The sequence below is a fragment of the Acidovorax sp. JMULE5 genome (assembly GCF_013376875.1).
GTDB lineage: Bacteria > Pseudomonadota > Gammaproteobacteria > Burkholderiales > Burkholderiaceae_C > Acidovorax > Acidovorax facilis.
Genome location: NZ_CP035951.1, coordinates 1,061,997 through 1,077,417 on the forward strand (window position 1 = coordinate 1,061,997; position 15,421 = coordinate 1,077,417).

General features: G+C 64.1%; 12 protein-coding genes. 8 read left to right on the forward strand and 4 right to left on the reverse strand.

Translation table 11 applies throughout. The features are described 5' to 3' along the window. Positions 1-57 precede the first annotated feature (57 nt). Positions 58-1,923 carry a long-chain fatty acid--CoA ligase gene (locus EXV95_RS04855; RefSeq protein ID WP_176886014.1) on the forward strand — a complete coding sequence of 622 codons (1,866 nt, stop codon included), beginning with the start codon at positions 58-60 and terminating at the stop codon, positions 1,921-1,923. Positions 1,924-1,941: 18 nt separating this feature from the next. Here the strand turns inward: EXV95_RS04855 and EXV95_RS04860 are convergent, their stop codons facing one another. After that, positions 1,942-2,880 carry a GSU2403 family nucleotidyltransferase fold protein gene (locus EXV95_RS04860; RefSeq protein WP_176886015.1) on the reverse strand — a complete coding sequence of 313 codons (939 nt, stop codon included), beginning with the start codon at positions 2,878-2,880 and terminating at the stop codon, positions 1,942-1,944. A 27-nt stretch (positions 2,881-2,907) separates the two neighbouring features. After that, entirely contained in the window at positions 2,908-4,047 is a 1,140-nt protein-coding gene (locus EXV95_RS04865; protein WP_176886016.1) for a saccharopine dehydrogenase family protein, read from the reverse strand. Between the two features lie 170 nt (positions 4,048-4,217). On the opposite strand from EXV95_RS04865, the gene EXV95_RS04870 reads away from it, so the two are divergent. Continuing rightward, the gene (locus EXV95_RS04870; RefSeq protein WP_176886017.1) at positions 4,218-4,670 is read left to right on the forward strand and encodes an Lrp/AsnC family transcriptional regulator; all 453 of its coding nucleotides are present in this window, start codon (positions 4,218-4,220) and stop codon (positions 4,668-4,670) included. 98 nt (positions 4,671-4,768) lie between these two features. On the opposite strand, the gene EXV95_RS04875 is transcribed toward EXV95_RS04870, so the two are convergent. Beyond that, positions 4,769-5,356, reverse strand: a complete 588-nt coding sequence (locus EXV95_RS04875; protein WP_176886018.1) for a lysophospholipid acyltransferase family protein — start codon at positions 5,354-5,356, stop codon at positions 4,769-4,771. A gap of 257 nt (positions 5,357-5,613) precedes the next feature. On the opposite strand from EXV95_RS04875, the gene EXV95_RS04880 reads away from it, so the two are divergent. The 3 genes from EXV95_RS04880 to EXV95_RS04890 all read left to right on the forward strand — a co-directional run bounded on the left by EXV95_RS04880 (position 5,614) and on the right by EXV95_RS04890 (position 8,653). After that, positions 5,614-6,795, forward strand: coding sequence for an alkane 1-monooxygenase (locus EXV95_RS04880; protein WP_176886019.1), 1,182 nt, complete (start codon positions 5,614-5,616; stop codon positions 6,793-6,795). A 267-nt stretch (positions 6,796-7,062) separates the two neighbouring features. Beyond that, entirely contained in the window at positions 7,063-8,070 is a 1,008-nt protein-coding gene (gene dusA, locus EXV95_RS04885; protein WP_370460190.1) for a tRNA dihydrouridine(20/20a) synthase DusA, read from the forward strand. A gap of 43 nt (positions 8,071-8,113) precedes the next feature. Continuing rightward, positions 8,114-8,653: a GNAT family N-acetyltransferase gene (locus EXV95_RS04890; RefSeq protein WP_176886021.1), complete on the forward strand. Its 540-nt coding sequence runs from the start codon at positions 8,114-8,116 to the stop codon at positions 8,651-8,653. Positions 8,654-8,708: 55 nt separating this feature from the next. On the opposite strand, the gene EXV95_RS04895 is transcribed toward EXV95_RS04890, so the two are convergent. Beyond that, on the reverse strand, positions 8,709-11,513 hold the full coding sequence (locus EXV95_RS04895) for an EAL domain-containing protein (protein WP_176886022.1): 2,805 nt from the start codon (positions 11,511-11,513) through the stop codon (positions 8,709-8,711). A 231-nt stretch (positions 11,514-11,744) separates the two neighbouring features. Between EXV95_RS04895 and EXV95_RS04900 the strand changes: the two genes are divergently transcribed. The 3 genes from EXV95_RS04900 (at position 11,745) to EXV95_RS04910 (ending at position 15,367) form a co-directional block, all read left to right on the forward strand. Continuing rightward, the gene (locus EXV95_RS04900) at positions 11,745-12,836 is read left to right on the forward strand and encodes a GTP pyrophosphokinase family protein (RefSeq protein WP_176886023.1); all 1,092 of its coding nucleotides are present in this window, start codon (positions 11,745-11,747) and stop codon (positions 12,834-12,836) included. Between the two features lie 207 nt (positions 12,837-13,043). Next, positions 13,044-14,672 (forward strand): polyhydroxyalkanoate depolymerase, encoded by a 1,629-nt coding sequence (gene phaZ, locus EXV95_RS04905; RefSeq protein WP_176886024.1) that lies wholly within the window; start codon positions 13,044-13,046, stop codon positions 14,670-14,672. Positions 14,673-14,674: 2 nt separating this feature from the next. After that, complete coding sequence (locus EXV95_RS04910; RefSeq protein WP_370460255.1) at positions 14,675-15,367, forward strand: RnfABCDGE type electron transport complex subunit B; 693 nt, start codon at positions 14,675-14,677, stop codon at positions 15,365-15,367. Positions 15,368-15,421 lie beyond the last annotated feature (54 nt).

Genomic DNA, 15,421 nt, shown 5'->3' on the forward strand with positions numbered 1-15,421 from the left:
GCCGTCCTGACCGCGCGCCCGATTTCAAGCCCTGTTGCGGCCCTCTTTGCGAGCTAGATGACCTCCACCACCACCCCCACCTCAATTTCTGACGTTCAGACGCTTCCTCAATTGCTGGCCTACCGCGTAGGCCAGACGCCGCAGGGTGAAGCCTACCGCGCATACGACCCCGCCCACCAGTCCTGGAAAAGCCTCAGTTGGGCACAGGCAGCACAACGCATTGCGACCTGGGCGCAGGCGCTGATATCCCTGCAACTGCCCGCAGCGGCGCGCATCGCCATCCTGCTGCCCAACGGCCTGAACGCCATGTGCGCGGACCAGGCAACCTTGGCCACCGGCTGCGTTCCCGTGCCGCTGCATGCCATCGACAACCCCGGCAGCATTGCCTACATCCTGGCCGACTGCGAGGCGTCGATGCTCTTTGTGAGCCACGTGGAGCAGTGGGAAAAAATTCAGGCCGTCGGCACGCCATTTCCGGCCCTGCGTGCAGTGGTCATCACAGATGACGGCGCCTCGCTCACCGCAATACCAGCGTCTGGGGACGGCCCTGCGGTCGGTTCGCTGGCGCAATGGCTGGCCGGTGCGGCGCATGCGGGCAGCGCACCCGTTCCAAAAGCCCCGGAGGCAGACGACCTGGCGGCCATCGTCTACACCTCTGGCACCACGGGCAAGCCCAAGGGCGTGATGCTCACGCACCACAACGTGATCAGCGACGTGAAGGCCGTGCTGGAGCGCATTGCGCCCACGGTGGAGGACGTGTTCCTGTCGTTCCTGCCGCTGTCGCACACGTTTGAACGCACGGGTGGGTACTACCTGCCGATTGCGGCGGGCAGCTGCGTGGCCTATGCGCGCTCGGTGCCCCAGCTGGCGGAAGACCTGAAAACCATACGACCCACTGTGCTGGTGTCGGTGCCGCGCATTTACGAGCGCATCCACGCCAAGCTGCTCGAAAAGTTGTCACCCACGCCCTGGAAGACGCAGCTGTATGAAGCCGCGCAGAACAAGGGCTGGGCGCGGTTTTGCGCCGCCCAAGGCTTGCCCGCGCCGACTCCCGACGCCAGCAGCCAGGCCGCAGGCTGGATGGCTGCCCTGCCCTGGCCGGTGCTGCAGGCCCTGGTGGCAAAGCCGCTACTGGCCCAATTTGGCGGCCGCGTGCGGGTGGCAGTGAGCGGCGGCGCGCCGCTGTCGCCGACCATCGCCAAGTGTTTTTTGGGCCTGGGCCTGCCGCTGGTGCAGGGCTATGGCATGACCGAAACTGCGCCCGTGGTGTCGGTGAATTCTCTGGAGGATAACGACCCCGCCTGCGTGGGCAAGGCCCTGCCCGGTGTGGACGTGCGCATCGGCGACAACCGCGAGCTGCAGGTGCGTGGCCCCATCGTGATGAAGGGCTACTGGAAGCGCCCTGAAGACACGGCAAAGATATTGAGCGCCGACGGTTGGCTGGGCACGGGCGACCAAGCCGAGATCGTGAACGGCCGCATCTACATCAAGGGCCGAATCAAGGAAATCATCGTCACCTCCACCGGCGAAAAGATCCCGCCGGGCGACCTGGAGCTGGCCTTGCTGGCCGACCCTTTGTTGGAGCAGGCCTTTGTAGTGGGCGAAAACCGCCCCTTCATCGCCTGCGTGGCCGTGCTCAAGCGTGATGAATGGCAGCGGCTGGCGGGCGATCTGGGTCTTTCGACCCAAGACGCCGACAGCCTGAACCACCCCAGCGTGCACCGCGCCGTGCTGGCCCGCATCGAAAAGAACACCGCCAGCTTTGCCCGGTATGCCGTGCCGCGTGCGGTGCACCTGACGCTCACGCCCTGGACGATTGAAAACACCTTCATGACGCCCACGCTCAAGCTCAAGCGCAACAACCTGATGGCGCACTTTGCCGAAGCGATTGAGGGGATGTACCAGAAGCCTAGCGGACGCTAACCCCTCGGAAGTTCACCGTCAGGACACCAGCATTCCTTGGTCGAGCAGACCTTGAACGATGTCGGCCTGGCGGCGGTGCCGGTTGCGCTTGAGTGGTTCGCGCGCGGGGGCTTTTTCTGCCATCCAACGCTTGAATTTCACGAAGGTTGCCGGAGCGATGGTGCGCATCATCGCCATGTGTCCGGTGGCCGATGCCACAACGTGCTCGAAGCGCGGCGCGGTGGTCAGTACCGAAGCGCGGACGGCCTGCACAGGCCACAGATCATCCTCGTCGGAAGAGAAGCGGAAGGGGTGCGGATCATCGCCCTCGGCCATCCTGCGCAGGAAGTCCACCTCAAAGCCTTTGGCGTTGATGGCAGTCTCGTTTTGACCTTCCTTGCGCTGGAAGGTGGAGTCTGCGCGTTGCAGCACCTGAAGCATCGACACGTCCGAACGCTCCATCTCGGTGATGAACCGCACCCTGCGGCGGGCATCCCACAGCAGATCCACATCCTGCGTAGCCGATGCGCCTTGCACGATGCGCACACCCGCTGCGCTTTCGTACGCATACAGCGAATGCGTCCCAACCACGGTGAAGTGCTCCGCCAGGCCCGCGTCTTCGAGCGCCTGCAGAATGTCGATCACCATCGCAGGGGTACGGCCGACTTTCAAGGCCTTGTTCAGCCGCTGAGCGCCAGTGAGCGCAGCGCGCAGAGTCTTGAGACGGTCCTCCACGGCTGTCTTGCGACTTGTGAACTCTTTGTAGACCCCCTCCGTTTGTTCATTGCGCGGTCCGATGCGCTCTTGGCTGTTGTCGCGCTGGGTCTTTACAAGGTATTCGTAGGGGCCTTGTGCCTTCCAGTACATGCCGCCCGCATATTGCGATGCCTGTTTGCGGGTGCGCTGGTACTCCTCGAAGATGGTGATCGAGTCGATGAACTGCCGCGCGGCACTGTCCGGAAGGGGAAGATAGTCCATTAGCCGTATAAATTTCAATTTTTTATTTTATACGGCTAAATCTGCTTTTAGGCGCTCCCCCGCATATGCCACCCCAAACCGGTTAGCCAGAAAATCCCCCAGCCCCAACGCTTCCTGACCTACAAAACCCCGCTGAGGCAACCGTCCCTGGGCCACCAGATCCAGCGCCGTGCAGATGCCCGCCGCCGTGGTGAGCTGGATAGCGCTAATTGTGTGCCCCCCCACCTGAGTGCCCACGATGCGGGCGGAGTACGAGTCCTGCACCAGCCGCCCGCCCTTCAGGCCGGATGCTGTGGCAAACACCACGATCACATCCTGGTCGGTGGTCGGAATGGCCGTCTCCAGAATGTCCTTGAGCAGATCGCGCCGGTCACGCAAGCGCAGGTCGTTGAGCAGCAGCTTCAGGATGGCGTTGTGGCCGGGGTAGCGGATGGACTGGTAGTCCACCTGGCGCGCCTTGCCTGCCAGCGTTTCCGTCAAAGTGCCCAGCCCGCCGGAGGTGTTGAACGCCTCGTATTCCACACCGTCGAGCGCAAAGGTTTCCAACCCTTCCAGCGCGGGCACTGTGGTGCGCACTCCGTCCACAATGGCCTCGCAGGGGTTGCAGTATTCGTTGATGAGCCCTTCGGTGCTCCAGGTCAGGTTGTAGCGCAGGGCGCCCTGGGGGTAGCGCGGAAGCGCGCCCACGCGCATGCGCAGCGTGTGGAGGGTGTCAAAACGGCGCGCCAAATCATTGCCCACGATGCCGATGAAACCCGGGGCCAGGCCACATTGGGGCATGAGCACGCTGCGGGCGTTGGCCGCCAGTGCCCGGATGGCCTGGGTGCTTGCCACGTCTTCGGTCAGGTCAAAGTAGTGCACTCCGGCTGCGGCACAAAGCGTCGCCACCGGCACGGCGCGGTGAAACGGCAGCGCGTTCAGCACGGCAAAACGGCCGTCGATGGAGGTCTGCAGGCTTGCGTCGTCTGTCGCCAACTGGGTAGATACGCCCAGGGCCGCTACCTCGGCCAGGCGCGCCGGATCGCGGTCCACCACCAGGATGTCGTAGTCGCCGGCCTGCTGCAGCAGCAGCGCCATGGCAAAGCCGATGTGGCCCGCGCCCAGGATGGTGATGGCGCGGTGGGTGGCGGTGTGGGAGGAGGTGGACGTGTTGGAAAGGGTGGTCATGGCGGCACTCCCGGTAGTGGTCACTGCGTGAAGCAGTGAGCGGTGTTGAAGATGCCTTGATGCTAGGCAAGGGTACTGTCAATGTGTAGCGCCAATAACGTCGAGAAACGCTCTTTGTTTTGCCATAACGGCGAATATGATGGGCGTTATGACTTTTTGGGTAGAAGCCCATGACACAACCCCTGGACGACACCGACCGCCAGCTGCTGAGCCTGCTGCAGGCCAATGCCCGCGAGGGCACGGCCACGCTGGCACGCAAGCTGGGGCTGGCCCGCACCACCGTGGTGGCGCGCATCGCGCGGCTGGAGCGTTCGGGGGTGGTCGCGGGTTACGGGGTGCGGCTGGGCACCCGGCTCGATGCCACCACCGTGCGGGCCTGGTGCAGCATCAGCGTGCTGCCCAAAACAGCGCCCGCCGTGCTGCGCGCGCTGGAGGCCATGGCCGAGGTCGAAGAAGTGTCGGCTGTGAGCGGGCCGTTTGACTACCTTGTGTACTTGCGCTGCGCGAGCCATGAGCAGCTCGACACCCTGCTCGACAAGGTGGGCCAACTGGACGGCGTGCACCAGACGCAGACCAGCATCGTGCTCAGCCGCAAGATTGATCGCCGCAGTGTGGGGGCGTGAGCACCATTAACGCCCACATTCACTTCATTTTTGATAGCTGCTTGCGCTTTATATATAAGCGATAGAGCCAAAATTTCACCAAAATTCAATGACCTGCATCAGGTCTCGAATTGCTTCGGGTTCTTCCCCTGGATCGGCGCATAAAACGCCTTGATGCGCGCCATGTCGCCGTCCAGGTCGCCCGTAGGCTCGAACACTGGCCCCAGTCCGCCCACCTTGCGGCCGTAGTCCACAAACGCGAGCACGATGGGCACGCCGGCCTGCTGGGCGATGAAATAAAAGCCCGTTTTCCAGTGCCGCGTTTTGCCGCGGGTGCCCTCGGGCGGCACGATGAGCTGCATGGGGCCATCGGCCTCCCGCATAGCCTGGGCCGACGTGGCGACCAGGTTGCTGGACTGCTCCCGGTTCACCGGAATGCCGCCCAGCCAGCGCATCACGCCACCAAACGGCGCCTTGAAAAGGCTTTGCTTGCCCATCCAGTACACCCGCAAGCGCAGCGAGAACGCCAGCATTAGCGTGTAAGGCAAGTCCCAGTTGCTGGTGTGGGGCGCGGCAATCAGCACGCTTTTGGCGGCGTGGGCGGGCAAGGCGCCTTCGATCTTCCAGCCGGTGATGCGTAGTGTGAAACGGGAAAAAGCGCGCAGGAGCGTGTTGACAACCGGAGTGTCAAAAATGGTGTGGTGCATGAGGGGGAGGCAGAAAACAAGGCAGCGGCTGTCGTGCCACCGTCAATCGCAAGCGCCGGGAGTATCGCCGATAGCGCCTATGCCCGGTTTTGAGGCAGGGCAACCTCGCCCCCGGAAAAGCTCTGGCGGCGGCATTGTCAACAATCTTCTCCCGGCCTCATTTTGGTCAAATATCTGGCATTTCGAAGGCGCTTGACCAGAATGACTGGCATGACTCTCCTTCCCCGGAGCCGACCCACCACGCCACGCCCTGGACCATGCTGCAAGCCACCCGCTACGACGACACCACCTACCGCGACCGCAAGCGGTATGCGTGGCTGTTGTCGCTGGTCGTGCCCTGCACCGTGGCCGTGGGCCCAGCGCTCATGCTCTGGACTGGCGAGGCGCTGGCGCTGTGGACGCCGGTGGCATTTTTCTACTTGGTAGCGCCGTTGCTGGACTGGCTGCTGGGCGTGGACCAGAGCAACCCACCCGAATCCGCCGTCCCGGCGCTGGAGCGAGACCGCTACTACCGCCGCATCACCTACCTGCTGGTGCCGGTGCTGTGGGCGGCATTCATCTTCAGCACCTGGTTTGTGGCCACGCAGCCCCTGCCCTGGCATGGTGTGCTGGCCATGGTGCTGACCACGGGCACGGTGGGCGGCTTCTGCATCAACCTGGGGCATGAGCTGGGCCATAAGAACTCCAAGCTCGAACGCTGGCTGGCCAAGCTGGTACTGGCACCCACGGCCTACGGGCACTTCTTCATCGAACACAACCGGGGCCACCACCGTGACGTGGCGACCCCGGCCGACCCGGCGTCGTCGCGCATGGGCGAGTCGATCTACCGCTTCGCGCTGCGCGAAATGCCCGGCGCCCTGCGCCGGGCCTGGGCGCTGGAAAAAGACCGGCTGGCGCGCCAGCAACAACCACTGTTTTCCTGGCACAACGAAATCCTGCAGCCCGCGCTGATTACCCTGCTGCTATGGACCGCCCTGGCCCTGTGGCTGGGCCCTTTCGTGCTGCCGTTTCTGGTGGTGGCCTCGTTCTGGGCCAACTTTCAGCTCACCTCGGCCAACTATGTCGAGCACTACGGCCTGCTGCGCACGCAAGACGCCAGCGGCCGCTACGAACCCTGCCAGCCACACCATTCGTGGAACAGCAACCACCTGTTCTCCAACTGGGCGCTGTTTCATCTGCAGCGGCACTCGGACCACCACGCTCACCCGCTGCGGCGCTACCAGTCGCTGCGGCATTTCGACCATGTGCCGCAGCTACCGATTGGCTACTTCGGCATGTTCACCCTGGCCTACGTACCGCCCCTGTGGCGCCGCGTGATGGACCCACGCCTGCTGGCCATGACGGGGCGCGATGCAACCCACATCAACATCGACCCGCGCCAACGCGCCCAGGTGGTGCGCCGCTATGGGCTGCGCGAAGGGGCGCAGCCGGCGGGCTAGCACGCCGAAGGGCGCAACCGCACAGCGCTTTGTTGCAAGCCATTCGCATGCTTTGTTTTTGATAGCTATCAGCGCTTGCTAGATAAGCGCTAGAGCCCATTTTCATTCAAAACCACACGCTGGTGCTGGCCGCGAGGTCGGTGGGATAATCCAGCCTTTCCGGTTGCAGCCCGGCGGGTGCCCGCCTCCCTAACAGCACCCCCCATGCAACCCTCTCCCTCCCCGCTTTCTAGTTTGCCCGTGGAACCCACCTTGAGCCCCTGGCGCATGTCCGTCGCCCCGATGATGGACTGGACCGACCGCCACTGTCGTTACTTTCACCGGCTGCTGACCCGCCAGACCCTGCTGTACACCGAGATGGTGAACGCGGGCGCCATCATCCATGGCGGTACCGAGCGGCACCTGCGCTACAACGCCGAAGAGCACCCCGTGGCCCTGCAGCTGGGCGGCAACGAGCCCGACAAGCTGGCCCAGGCCGCCAAGCTGGGTGAGGAATGGGGCTACGACGAAATCAACCTGAACTGCGGCTGCCCCAGCGACCGCGTGCAGCGTGGCGCGTTTGGCGCCAGCCTGATGAAGTCGCCCCAGCTGGTGGCCGACTGCGTGAAGGCCATGAAGGACGTGGTGAGCGTGCCCGTCACCGTCAAGCACCGCATCGGCATCGACAAGGTGGAGGACTACGGCTTCGTGCGCGACTTCATCGGCACCGTGGCGGACGCTGGGTGCACCGTGTTCATCGTTCATGCGCGCAACGCGTGGCTGCAAGGCCTCTCCCCCAAGGAAAACCGCGATGTCCCGCCCCTGCGCTACGAGGTGGTGCACCAGCTCAAGGCCGAGTTTCCGCAGTTCACCATCGCCATCAACGGCGGCATCACCACCGATGCGGTGGTGCAAGAGCAGCTCACGCACCTGGACGGCGTGATGATCGGTCGCGAGGCGTACCACAACCCCTGGTGGCTGGCCCGCTGGGACCAGCTTTACTACGGAGAACAAGGCGGCGTACCCTGCCCCCTGACCCGCGAAGAGGTGGAGCTGGCGATGGTCGAATACATGGAGCGCGAGGCTGCCCAGTACGGCACCCCTTGGCCCCACATCGCCCGCCACATGCTGGGCCTGCGCCACAGCCTGCCTGGCGCACGCATCTGGCGCCAGGTGTGGAGCAACCATTTGCTGAAGGACCGCCCTGCGCGCGAGGTGCATGCGTTGGCGGTGCAGGCGTATGCCAACGCGCCTGAATCTTCTGCAGACCCAGCAGCCCAGGCCCTGGCTGCCTGACGCCGCCCAGCAGGGTGATGGCTTGCGGGCAGAACCAAAGCGTATGCAAGTGCGCGTAAAAACCCAAGCCACCGCGCCCGTCGCCTTGCGCGCACCCGTGGCAGCGGATGCAGAGCGCTTTGTCGCTATGGCCCAGCGCAGCCAGGCCCTGCATACGCCCTGGACCTCGGCGCCATCGACCCCCGAGTCGTTTGCAGACTATCTGGCGCAGATGGAGACGCCTGCGAATCAGGGTTTTCTGGTGTGCCGGCCGCCCAGCGCGGGCGAAGGCGAACAGATCGCGGGTGTCTTCAATCTCTCACAGATCGTGATGGGCAACTTTCGCAGCGCTTACCTGGGCTACTACGTCTTCGCCGGTTACGAGCGCCAGGGTCTGATGCGTGCGGGCATGCAACAGCTGCTGCGCCAGGCTTTTGGACCACTGAAGCTGCACCGGCTGGAGGCCAACATCCAGCCCGGCAACGCAGCGTCCATTGCGCTGGTGCGGGCTTGTGGCTTCCGGCAAGAAGGCTTTGCGCCCCGCTACCTCAAGATCAATGGCCGCTGGCGGGACCATGAACGCTGGGCGTTCGTGGCCCATTGAGCCGCCTTCGGCTCCTGGTTAGGCGGTGCAGCACTTTCCCCAAGCGCGCAGCGCGTCATTGCGGTGAAGTCAGCCTACCCAGCCACGCCGCCAGCGGCTCCGGCCGACCGAACAGGTAGCCCTGAAGGCAGTCACACTGGCTCGCCACCAGAAAATCTGCTTGTGCACGGGTTTCCACACCCTCGGCCACCACGCGCAGGTTCAGGTGGCTGGCGACCGAGATGATGGACTGCACGATGGCGGTGTCGCTCGGGTCGTCGGGGGTGTCGTCCACAAAACTTTTGTCGATCTTGAGCTCGTACAGCGGCAGCCGCTTGAGGTAGGCCAGGCTCGAATAACCAGTGCCGAAGTCGTCGATGGAAAAGCGCACGCCCAGGCCCACGATTTCGGTCATGCGGGCGATGGTGTCGTCCAGATCCTCGATGAGCAGGCTCTCGGTCACTTCGAGGATCAGGTTGGCTGGATGGGCGCCGGTGTGGGCCAGCATGTGGCGCACACGCTCGACAAAGTCATCCTGGCGGAACTGCCGCTCGCTCACGTTGACCGACAGCGACAGCTCGCGCCCCGCAGCCTGCAGGCGGGCCAGGGTTTCGCAGGCCTGCTGGATCATCCAGTCGCCCATGCGCAGGATCAGGCCCGAGGCTTCGGCGATGGGGATGAAGCGGCCGGGCGGCACATTGCCGCGCGTGGGGTGGTCCCAGCGCATCAGCAACTCGCCGCCCACCACGGTGCCGGATGCGTCCACCTGGCTCTGCACGAATGCAGCCAACTGGCCCAGGGCGTGGGCTTTCTTCAGGTCCTGCTCCAGCGCCAGGCGTTCCTGCACATCGGCCTGCATGGCCGCCTCATAAAAGCGGATGCGGTTGCGGCCCAGGTCCTTGGCGCGGTACATGGCGGTGTCGGCCTCGCGCAGCAGATCTTCGACGCCTTCGCCGCGCTTGGGGAACAGTGTGATGCCGATGCTGCCGGTGGTGCTGTAGAGGTGGGTGTCGATGGTGTATGGCGCCTCCAGCGCAGTGCGGATCTCCTCGGCCACCAGCAGGGCCTGGCGCCCGGCGGCCTCCATGTCGGTCGCCACGTTGTGCGCCAGCACCACAAACTCGTCCCCACCCAGGCGGGCCACGGTGTCGCCGGGGCGCAACTGTTGCGTGAGGCGCTGCGCCACCTGCATGAGCAGCGTGTCGCCCAGCGTGTGCCCCCGCGCGTCGTTGATCTGCTTGAAGTTGTCGAGGTCGATGTACAGCACGGCGCCCACCTGCGCTGTTTGCTGGGCGCTGCGCAAGGCGTGCTCCATGCGGTCCAGGAGCATGCGCCGGTTGGGCAGGCCGGTGAGCGCGTCGAAATAAGCCAGCTGGTGCGTGCGCGCCTCGGCCTGCTTGCGCTCGGTGATGTCGCGCGAGAGCGCGATAAACCGGGGTTCATCGCCCGAAGTGGCGCTTTCCTTGCGGGCAATGGACAACTCAAACCAGTGCGTAGTACCCTGGAGTTCCAGGCGGTACTGGTGGCCCGCCGAATAGCCCGTGCGGTGCGCGGCCTCCAGCGCTGCATGGCAGCCAGCGGCGGCCTCGGGAGGGACCACGTCGCGCAGCAGGCGACCCAGAAACATCTCGGGCGGCACGGCCAGTGCTTCGGACCGCGCCGACCGGTAGTGGTAGATGCAGCCATCCAGCCCCACCTCAAACAACAGGTCGGGGATGGCGTTGAGCGTGCTCTCCAGGTCATCGCGCGTGGCGCGCAGCTCCGCCGTCATGTCGCGCGCCAGTGCCACGGCCCGCTCGCGCCCCGTGGCCAAGATCCAGGTGAACCAGGCCAGCAACAGGCTCAGCACCGTGCCCATCAGGGCCACAGGGTGGTGCCCCTCATCCTGAAAACGCGCTGCAAACGCAGGCAGGGGCGACATCTGCAACACCCAGCGGCGGCCACCCAGTTCCAGCACACGCCGTGCCTGCAGACCCGAGGGGGCATCCCCCTGCACAGCGGCCTGGTGCACAACGTTGCTAAATAGCAGGGTTTGAGCGCCTGCGCTGGTGTCGTCGGTGATCCGAAAGCCGATGTCGGCATCAAACTCGCGCGACATGCCGTGGATCACGTCTTCCAGGAGGAACGGCGCAGACACCCAGCCGGCAAGGCCTGCACGCCGACCATGCACCGCGCGCGTATCGACGCCCGCGCCATACAGCGGCATGTACATGACCAGCCCCGGGCTGCTGTTTTGCAGCAGCGTCAACTGGCCGGACAAGGCGAGCTCTCCGGTGTCACGGGCCCGGTCCAGTGCTTCCTTTGCTGGGGGAAGTGTCAGCACATCGAATCCCAGCGCCTTGAGGTTGTTGCCCTCCAAGGGCTCGATGTGGGTGATGGGCGCCAGCACCTCGCGCGCACCTTCGGGGCGCACGGTGTATTGGGCAAAACCGCGCTGACGCATGTCATCGAGGTGTGCCGCCAGCGCCGAAGCGGGTAGCTGCATGACGAGCGAAACCCCCTGCAGGCCAGGGCGCGTTTCACGCAGCTGGAGCGCCCCCACATAGGCTTGAAACTCGGCCCGGTCGATGCGCTCGGACCCTTCAAAATACCCCTTGACTCCGCGAAGCACCACCTCGTAGGTGGCCATCCGGTCCTTGAGGTTGTAGGCGATCTGGTCGGCCGCGACCTGAAAGTTCTGCTCCTGCTTGGCGCGGGCGCCGCTCTCGGCGCTCTGCCAGTACAAGAACGTCAGCCCCAGGGTCAGCAGCCCCACCAACGGCGGCAGCACCACGGGAACCCACCGGTGGCTGGTGGTCCCCTTCCCTCCTCCAGGGGAAGGCGCCAAGGGTGTGGACCCAGCGGCTGCATCGACGATCCCTGCCGGAGAATGTTGGGTCATGGCGTTCTGGGTGATATACCCGCCACGGTCGGCAAAAGCCACCGCCGTGGCGATCTGCACCATTATGGGCATCTGTCCGGCACAAGAAAGCAGAATTTGCCCACACACTTTGCACACAGGGCAACGCTGGGCGGGCATTGTTGGATATGCTTCCTGCGCACCATCCTCAACACCGCACCAGGGGCCTGAGCACGCCCCCCACCCACCACCCTCGCACACCAAAGAACCAGCATGCCATCGCTTGATTTCGACCTGGAGGAATCCCATTTCCGCGCGTTCTACGCAGAGCAATCCGCTGCGCTGGATACCGCCTGCACCGCCTTCACCGCCATGGTGGCCGCCGTGGTCACGCAGTCGGGTGGGGTAGAGATCGCCAAGGTGGAGGGCCGCGTCAAGGATGTGGATGAGTGCATCCGCAAGTTCGTGCGCAAATACCGCCCGGCGCTGGAGGAAAACAACACGCCCTACGAGATCCAGCACTACATCACCGACCTGGTCGGCGTGCGTGTGGTGTGCCTGTACGAGGACGAGCTGGAGAAAATTGCGGCCATCGTGCGCGGGCACTTTGCCGTGATCGATGTCACCGACAAGGTGACGGCGGTGGAAAGCACCGAGGCCTCATTTGGCTACAAGGGCCTGCATCTGGACCTCAAGCTCAGCCATGCCGAACGCACGCAGCCTGAGCATGCAGCCTATGCCCACCTGCCGTTCGAGCTGCAGGTGCGCACCATCATCCAGGACTCCTGGAGCGTGCTGGACCACCGGATCAAGTACAAGAAGTCGATTCCAGGCGAACTCAAGCGCCGCATCAATGTGCTGTCAGCCCTGTTCGAGCTGGCCGACCGCGAGTTCCGCCAGATCCGCGACGCCACGGCAGCCGAACTGCTGCAAGCCCCCGACGAAACCGCCGAGCCGCTGCCCGACCCTGCCACCGCCGACAACCCGCAGGCCCCCAGCAAGGCCCAAGCCCCCAGCAGCGAGCTCAACGCGTTCACCTTCCTCAAGATTGCAACGCACTTCTTCAAGGACTTCGAGTTCGAGCCTTCCAAGGTAGACGGTTTTGTGGACGACATCCAGGCGTGGTCCCGTGGCATGACGCGAGCCCGCTTCAATGCGCTGATGCGCGAGACCGTGGGCGTGGTCAAGCGCTACAAGCAGCACTTCGAAGAACAAAACCCACAGGCCAGCTTCAATCCGTATACCGTGATCCGGCATTGCCTGTACCTGAGTAACAAGACCGTGTTCCGCCCCGCCCTGCGCAACTCGGCCCGGGAGTCGTTCGAGGCGTGGCTGCAGGAGCAGGCAGAGCCAAAGCTGCAGTAATTTGAGAAAAATTGGGCCCTACCGCTCGTCCACATTGAATTTGCAGCTATCTATTTAATAGCAATTTGATTGACATCTGCTCATTGGACAAGCTCCAAGTGAGACGCCTTGATCTGTCGCATAGGTGACTTGGCATTGGTGGTTTTCCTCCATGCGCTTGTTACGAAGTGCTGTTATATTGCACTGCAACATAACGGAGTTTCGCCCATGCTGTATCACATCTACGAAACCCAGCGCTCCCTGATGGAGCCCTTTACCGATTTCGCGCAGGCTGCTGCCAAGCTGTTCAGCAACCCCATGTCCCCCTTCAGCGAAAGCCCGCTGGCGCAGCGCATGTCTGCGGGCTACGAACTGCTGTATCGCCTGGGCAAGGACTACGAAAAGCCCGCTTTCGAGATCCATTCGGTGGATGTGGACGGCGTTGGTGTGGCGGTGCATGAACGCATCGAGATGGACAAGCCGTTCTGCGAACTGCGCCGCTTCAAGCGCTTCTCGGACGACACCGCCACCTTGACCAAGCTCAAGACCCAGCCTGTGGTGCTGATCGTGGCGCCCTTGTCGGGGCACTACGCCACTTTGCTGCGCGACACCGTGCGCACCATGCTCAAGGACCACAAGGTCTACATCACCGACTGGAAGAATGCCCGGCTGGTCCCCTTGGCCGATGGTGAGTTCCACCTCGACGACTACGTGAATTACGTGCAGGAGTTCATCCGCCACCTGCAGGGCATCTATGGCAACTGCCATGTCATCAGCGTGTGCCAGCCCACCGTGCCCGTGCTGGCCGCCGTGTCCCTGATGGCCAGCCGTGGCGAAACCACGCCGCTGACGATGACCATGATGGGCGGCCCCATCGACGCCCGCAAATCCCCGACTTCGGTGAACAACCTGGCGACGAACCGTAGCTTTGAGTGGTTCGAGAACAACGTGATCTACCGCGTGCCCGAGAACTTCCCCGGCGCAGGGCGGCGCGTGTACCCTGGTTTTCTGCAGTACACCGGCTTCGTGGCCATGAACCCTGACCGCCACGCCAGCAGCCACTACGACTACTTCAAGGACCTGATCAAGGGCGACGACGCCAGTGTCGAGGCTCACCGCAAGTTCTACGACGAGTACAACGCCGTGCTCGACATGGACGCCGACTACTACCTGGAAACCATCCAGACCGTTTTCCAGGACTACAAACTGGTGCACGGCACTTGGGATGTGCGCTCCCCCGACGGCAAGATCGAGCGCGTGCGCCCGCAGGACATCACCACCACCGCACTGTTCACGGTGGAAGGCGAGCTTGACGACATCTCCGGCTCGGGCCAGACCGAAGCCGCGCACGATCTGTGCAGCGGCATCGTGCGCAAGGAACAGCGCCACCTGGAGGCCAAGGGCGCGGGCCACTATGGCATCTTCAGCGGTCGGCGCTGGCGCGAAGTGGTCTACCCCCAGGTGCGCGCTTTCATCCTGGAGCACGAAAAGCCCCAGGCGAAAATCGCAGTCCCCGTCACGGAAACGCCGGACGATAACCCGCCCCAGCGCACAGCAGCAGCAACAAAAGCCGTAGCGCCTGTTCCCAAGGCAGCTGCCAAGCCACTCGTCAAACCCGTCGCCACAGCGGCTGCAAAAACGCCCGTCAAAGCAGCCGCCAAAACGCCAACCAAGCCTACGGCCAAGGCGCCTGCGGCGGTGGCCACCCGCTGGGTGGCACCTGCACCCGCAGCCACCACTAGCAAGCCCACCGGCGCTGCCGCACCCGCTGATATGGGCGTTGCCACGCCAGCGAAGACTACGGTGACCGCCGCGGCATCTACTCGCACTCGCCGCAATGCGGCGCGCAAGGCTTGAGCATCCCCGGGCCAGCTGCTGCATCAACTGCCGCCGTCTCCACGCTTGCGGCGCGGATCGACGCGGCCTTGCCCCAGACGCAGTGCACACGCTGCGGATATCCCGACTGCGCCACATACGCCCTGGCCATTGCCGAAGAGGGTGTGCCCATCAACCAGTGCCCCCCGGGGGGCGCTGAGGGCATCGCCCGCCTCGCAGCCATCACGGGTCAAGCACCGCTGCCGCTGAGTGCGGAGCATGGTGTGGAAGCCCCACGCACCGTGGCGCACATCGACGAAGCCTGGTGTATCGGCTGCACGCTGTGCATCAAGGCCTGCCCCACCGATGCCATCGTGGGCTCCCACAAGAAAATGCACACCGTTATCGAGCCCTATTGCACCGGCTGCGAACTGTGCATCCCGGCGTGTCCTGTGGATTGCATCCAGCTCGAAAACGCCAGCGGGAATGCCACCGGCTGGGCCGCATGGTCTGGTCCTTTGGCGCAACAGGCGCGCCTGCGCTACCAGGCACACCGTGAACGCCTGCCCTTGGAAGCAGTACCGGACGCGGATGATGAAACCCCTCCGTCCTCCGTTGACAACGGCCCTGTCCCTGCATCCCTCGCAGACACCGCCACGGCGCAGGTTGCCCGCCAGGCCACCATTGCTGCGGCCCTGGAGCGAGCCCGCCAGCGGCGGTCACAAGCTCCGCGCTAGGTGGGGGCTCTGGGCGAGAGCCCTCCCCATCCGCCCAGGTCGACAAGGGCCGGG

What these genes read in the sequence shown, in the direction of transcription:
- EXV95_RS04855 (WP_176886014.1), top strand. Translation starts at nt 58, where the DNA reads ATGACCTCCACCACCACCCCCACCTCAATTTCTGACGTTCAGACGCTT.
- EXV95_RS04860 (WP_176886015.1), bottom strand. Translation starts at nt 2,880, where the DNA reads ATGGACTATCTTCCCCTTCCGGACAGTGCCGCGCGGCAGTTCATCGAC.
- EXV95_RS04865 (WP_176886016.1), bottom strand. Translation starts at nt 4,047, where the DNA reads ATGACCACCCTTTCCAACACGTCCACCTCCTCCCACACCGCCACCCAC.
- EXV95_RS04870 (WP_176886017.1), top strand. Translation starts at nt 4,218, where the DNA reads ATGACACAACCCCTGGACGACACCGACCGCCAGCTGCTGAGCCTGCTG.
- EXV95_RS04875 (WP_176886018.1), bottom strand. Translation starts at nt 5,356, where the DNA reads ATGCACCACACCATTTTTGACACTCCGGTTGTCAACACGCTCCTGCGC.
- EXV95_RS04880 (WP_176886019.1), top strand. Translation starts at nt 5,614, where the DNA reads ATGCTGCAAGCCACCCGCTACGACGACACCACCTACCGCGACCGCAAG.
- dusA (WP_370460190.1), top strand. Translation starts at nt 7,063, where the DNA reads ATGTCCGTCGCCCCGATGATGGACTGGACCGACCGCCACTGTCGTTAC.
- EXV95_RS04890 (WP_176886021.1), top strand. Translation starts at nt 8,114, where the DNA reads ATGCAAGTGCGCGTAAAAACCCAAGCCACCGCGCCCGTCGCCTTGCGC.
- EXV95_RS04895 (WP_176886022.1), bottom strand. Translation starts at nt 11,513, where the DNA reads ATGACCCAACATTCTCCGGCAGGGATCGTCGATGCAGCCGCTGGGTCC.
- EXV95_RS04900 (WP_176886023.1), top strand. Translation starts at nt 11,745, where the DNA reads ATGCCATCGCTTGATTTCGACCTGGAGGAATCCCATTTCCGCGCGTTC.
- phaZ (WP_176886024.1), top strand. Translation starts at nt 13,044, where the DNA reads ATGCTGTATCACATCTACGAAACCCAGCGCTCCCTGATGGAGCCCTTT.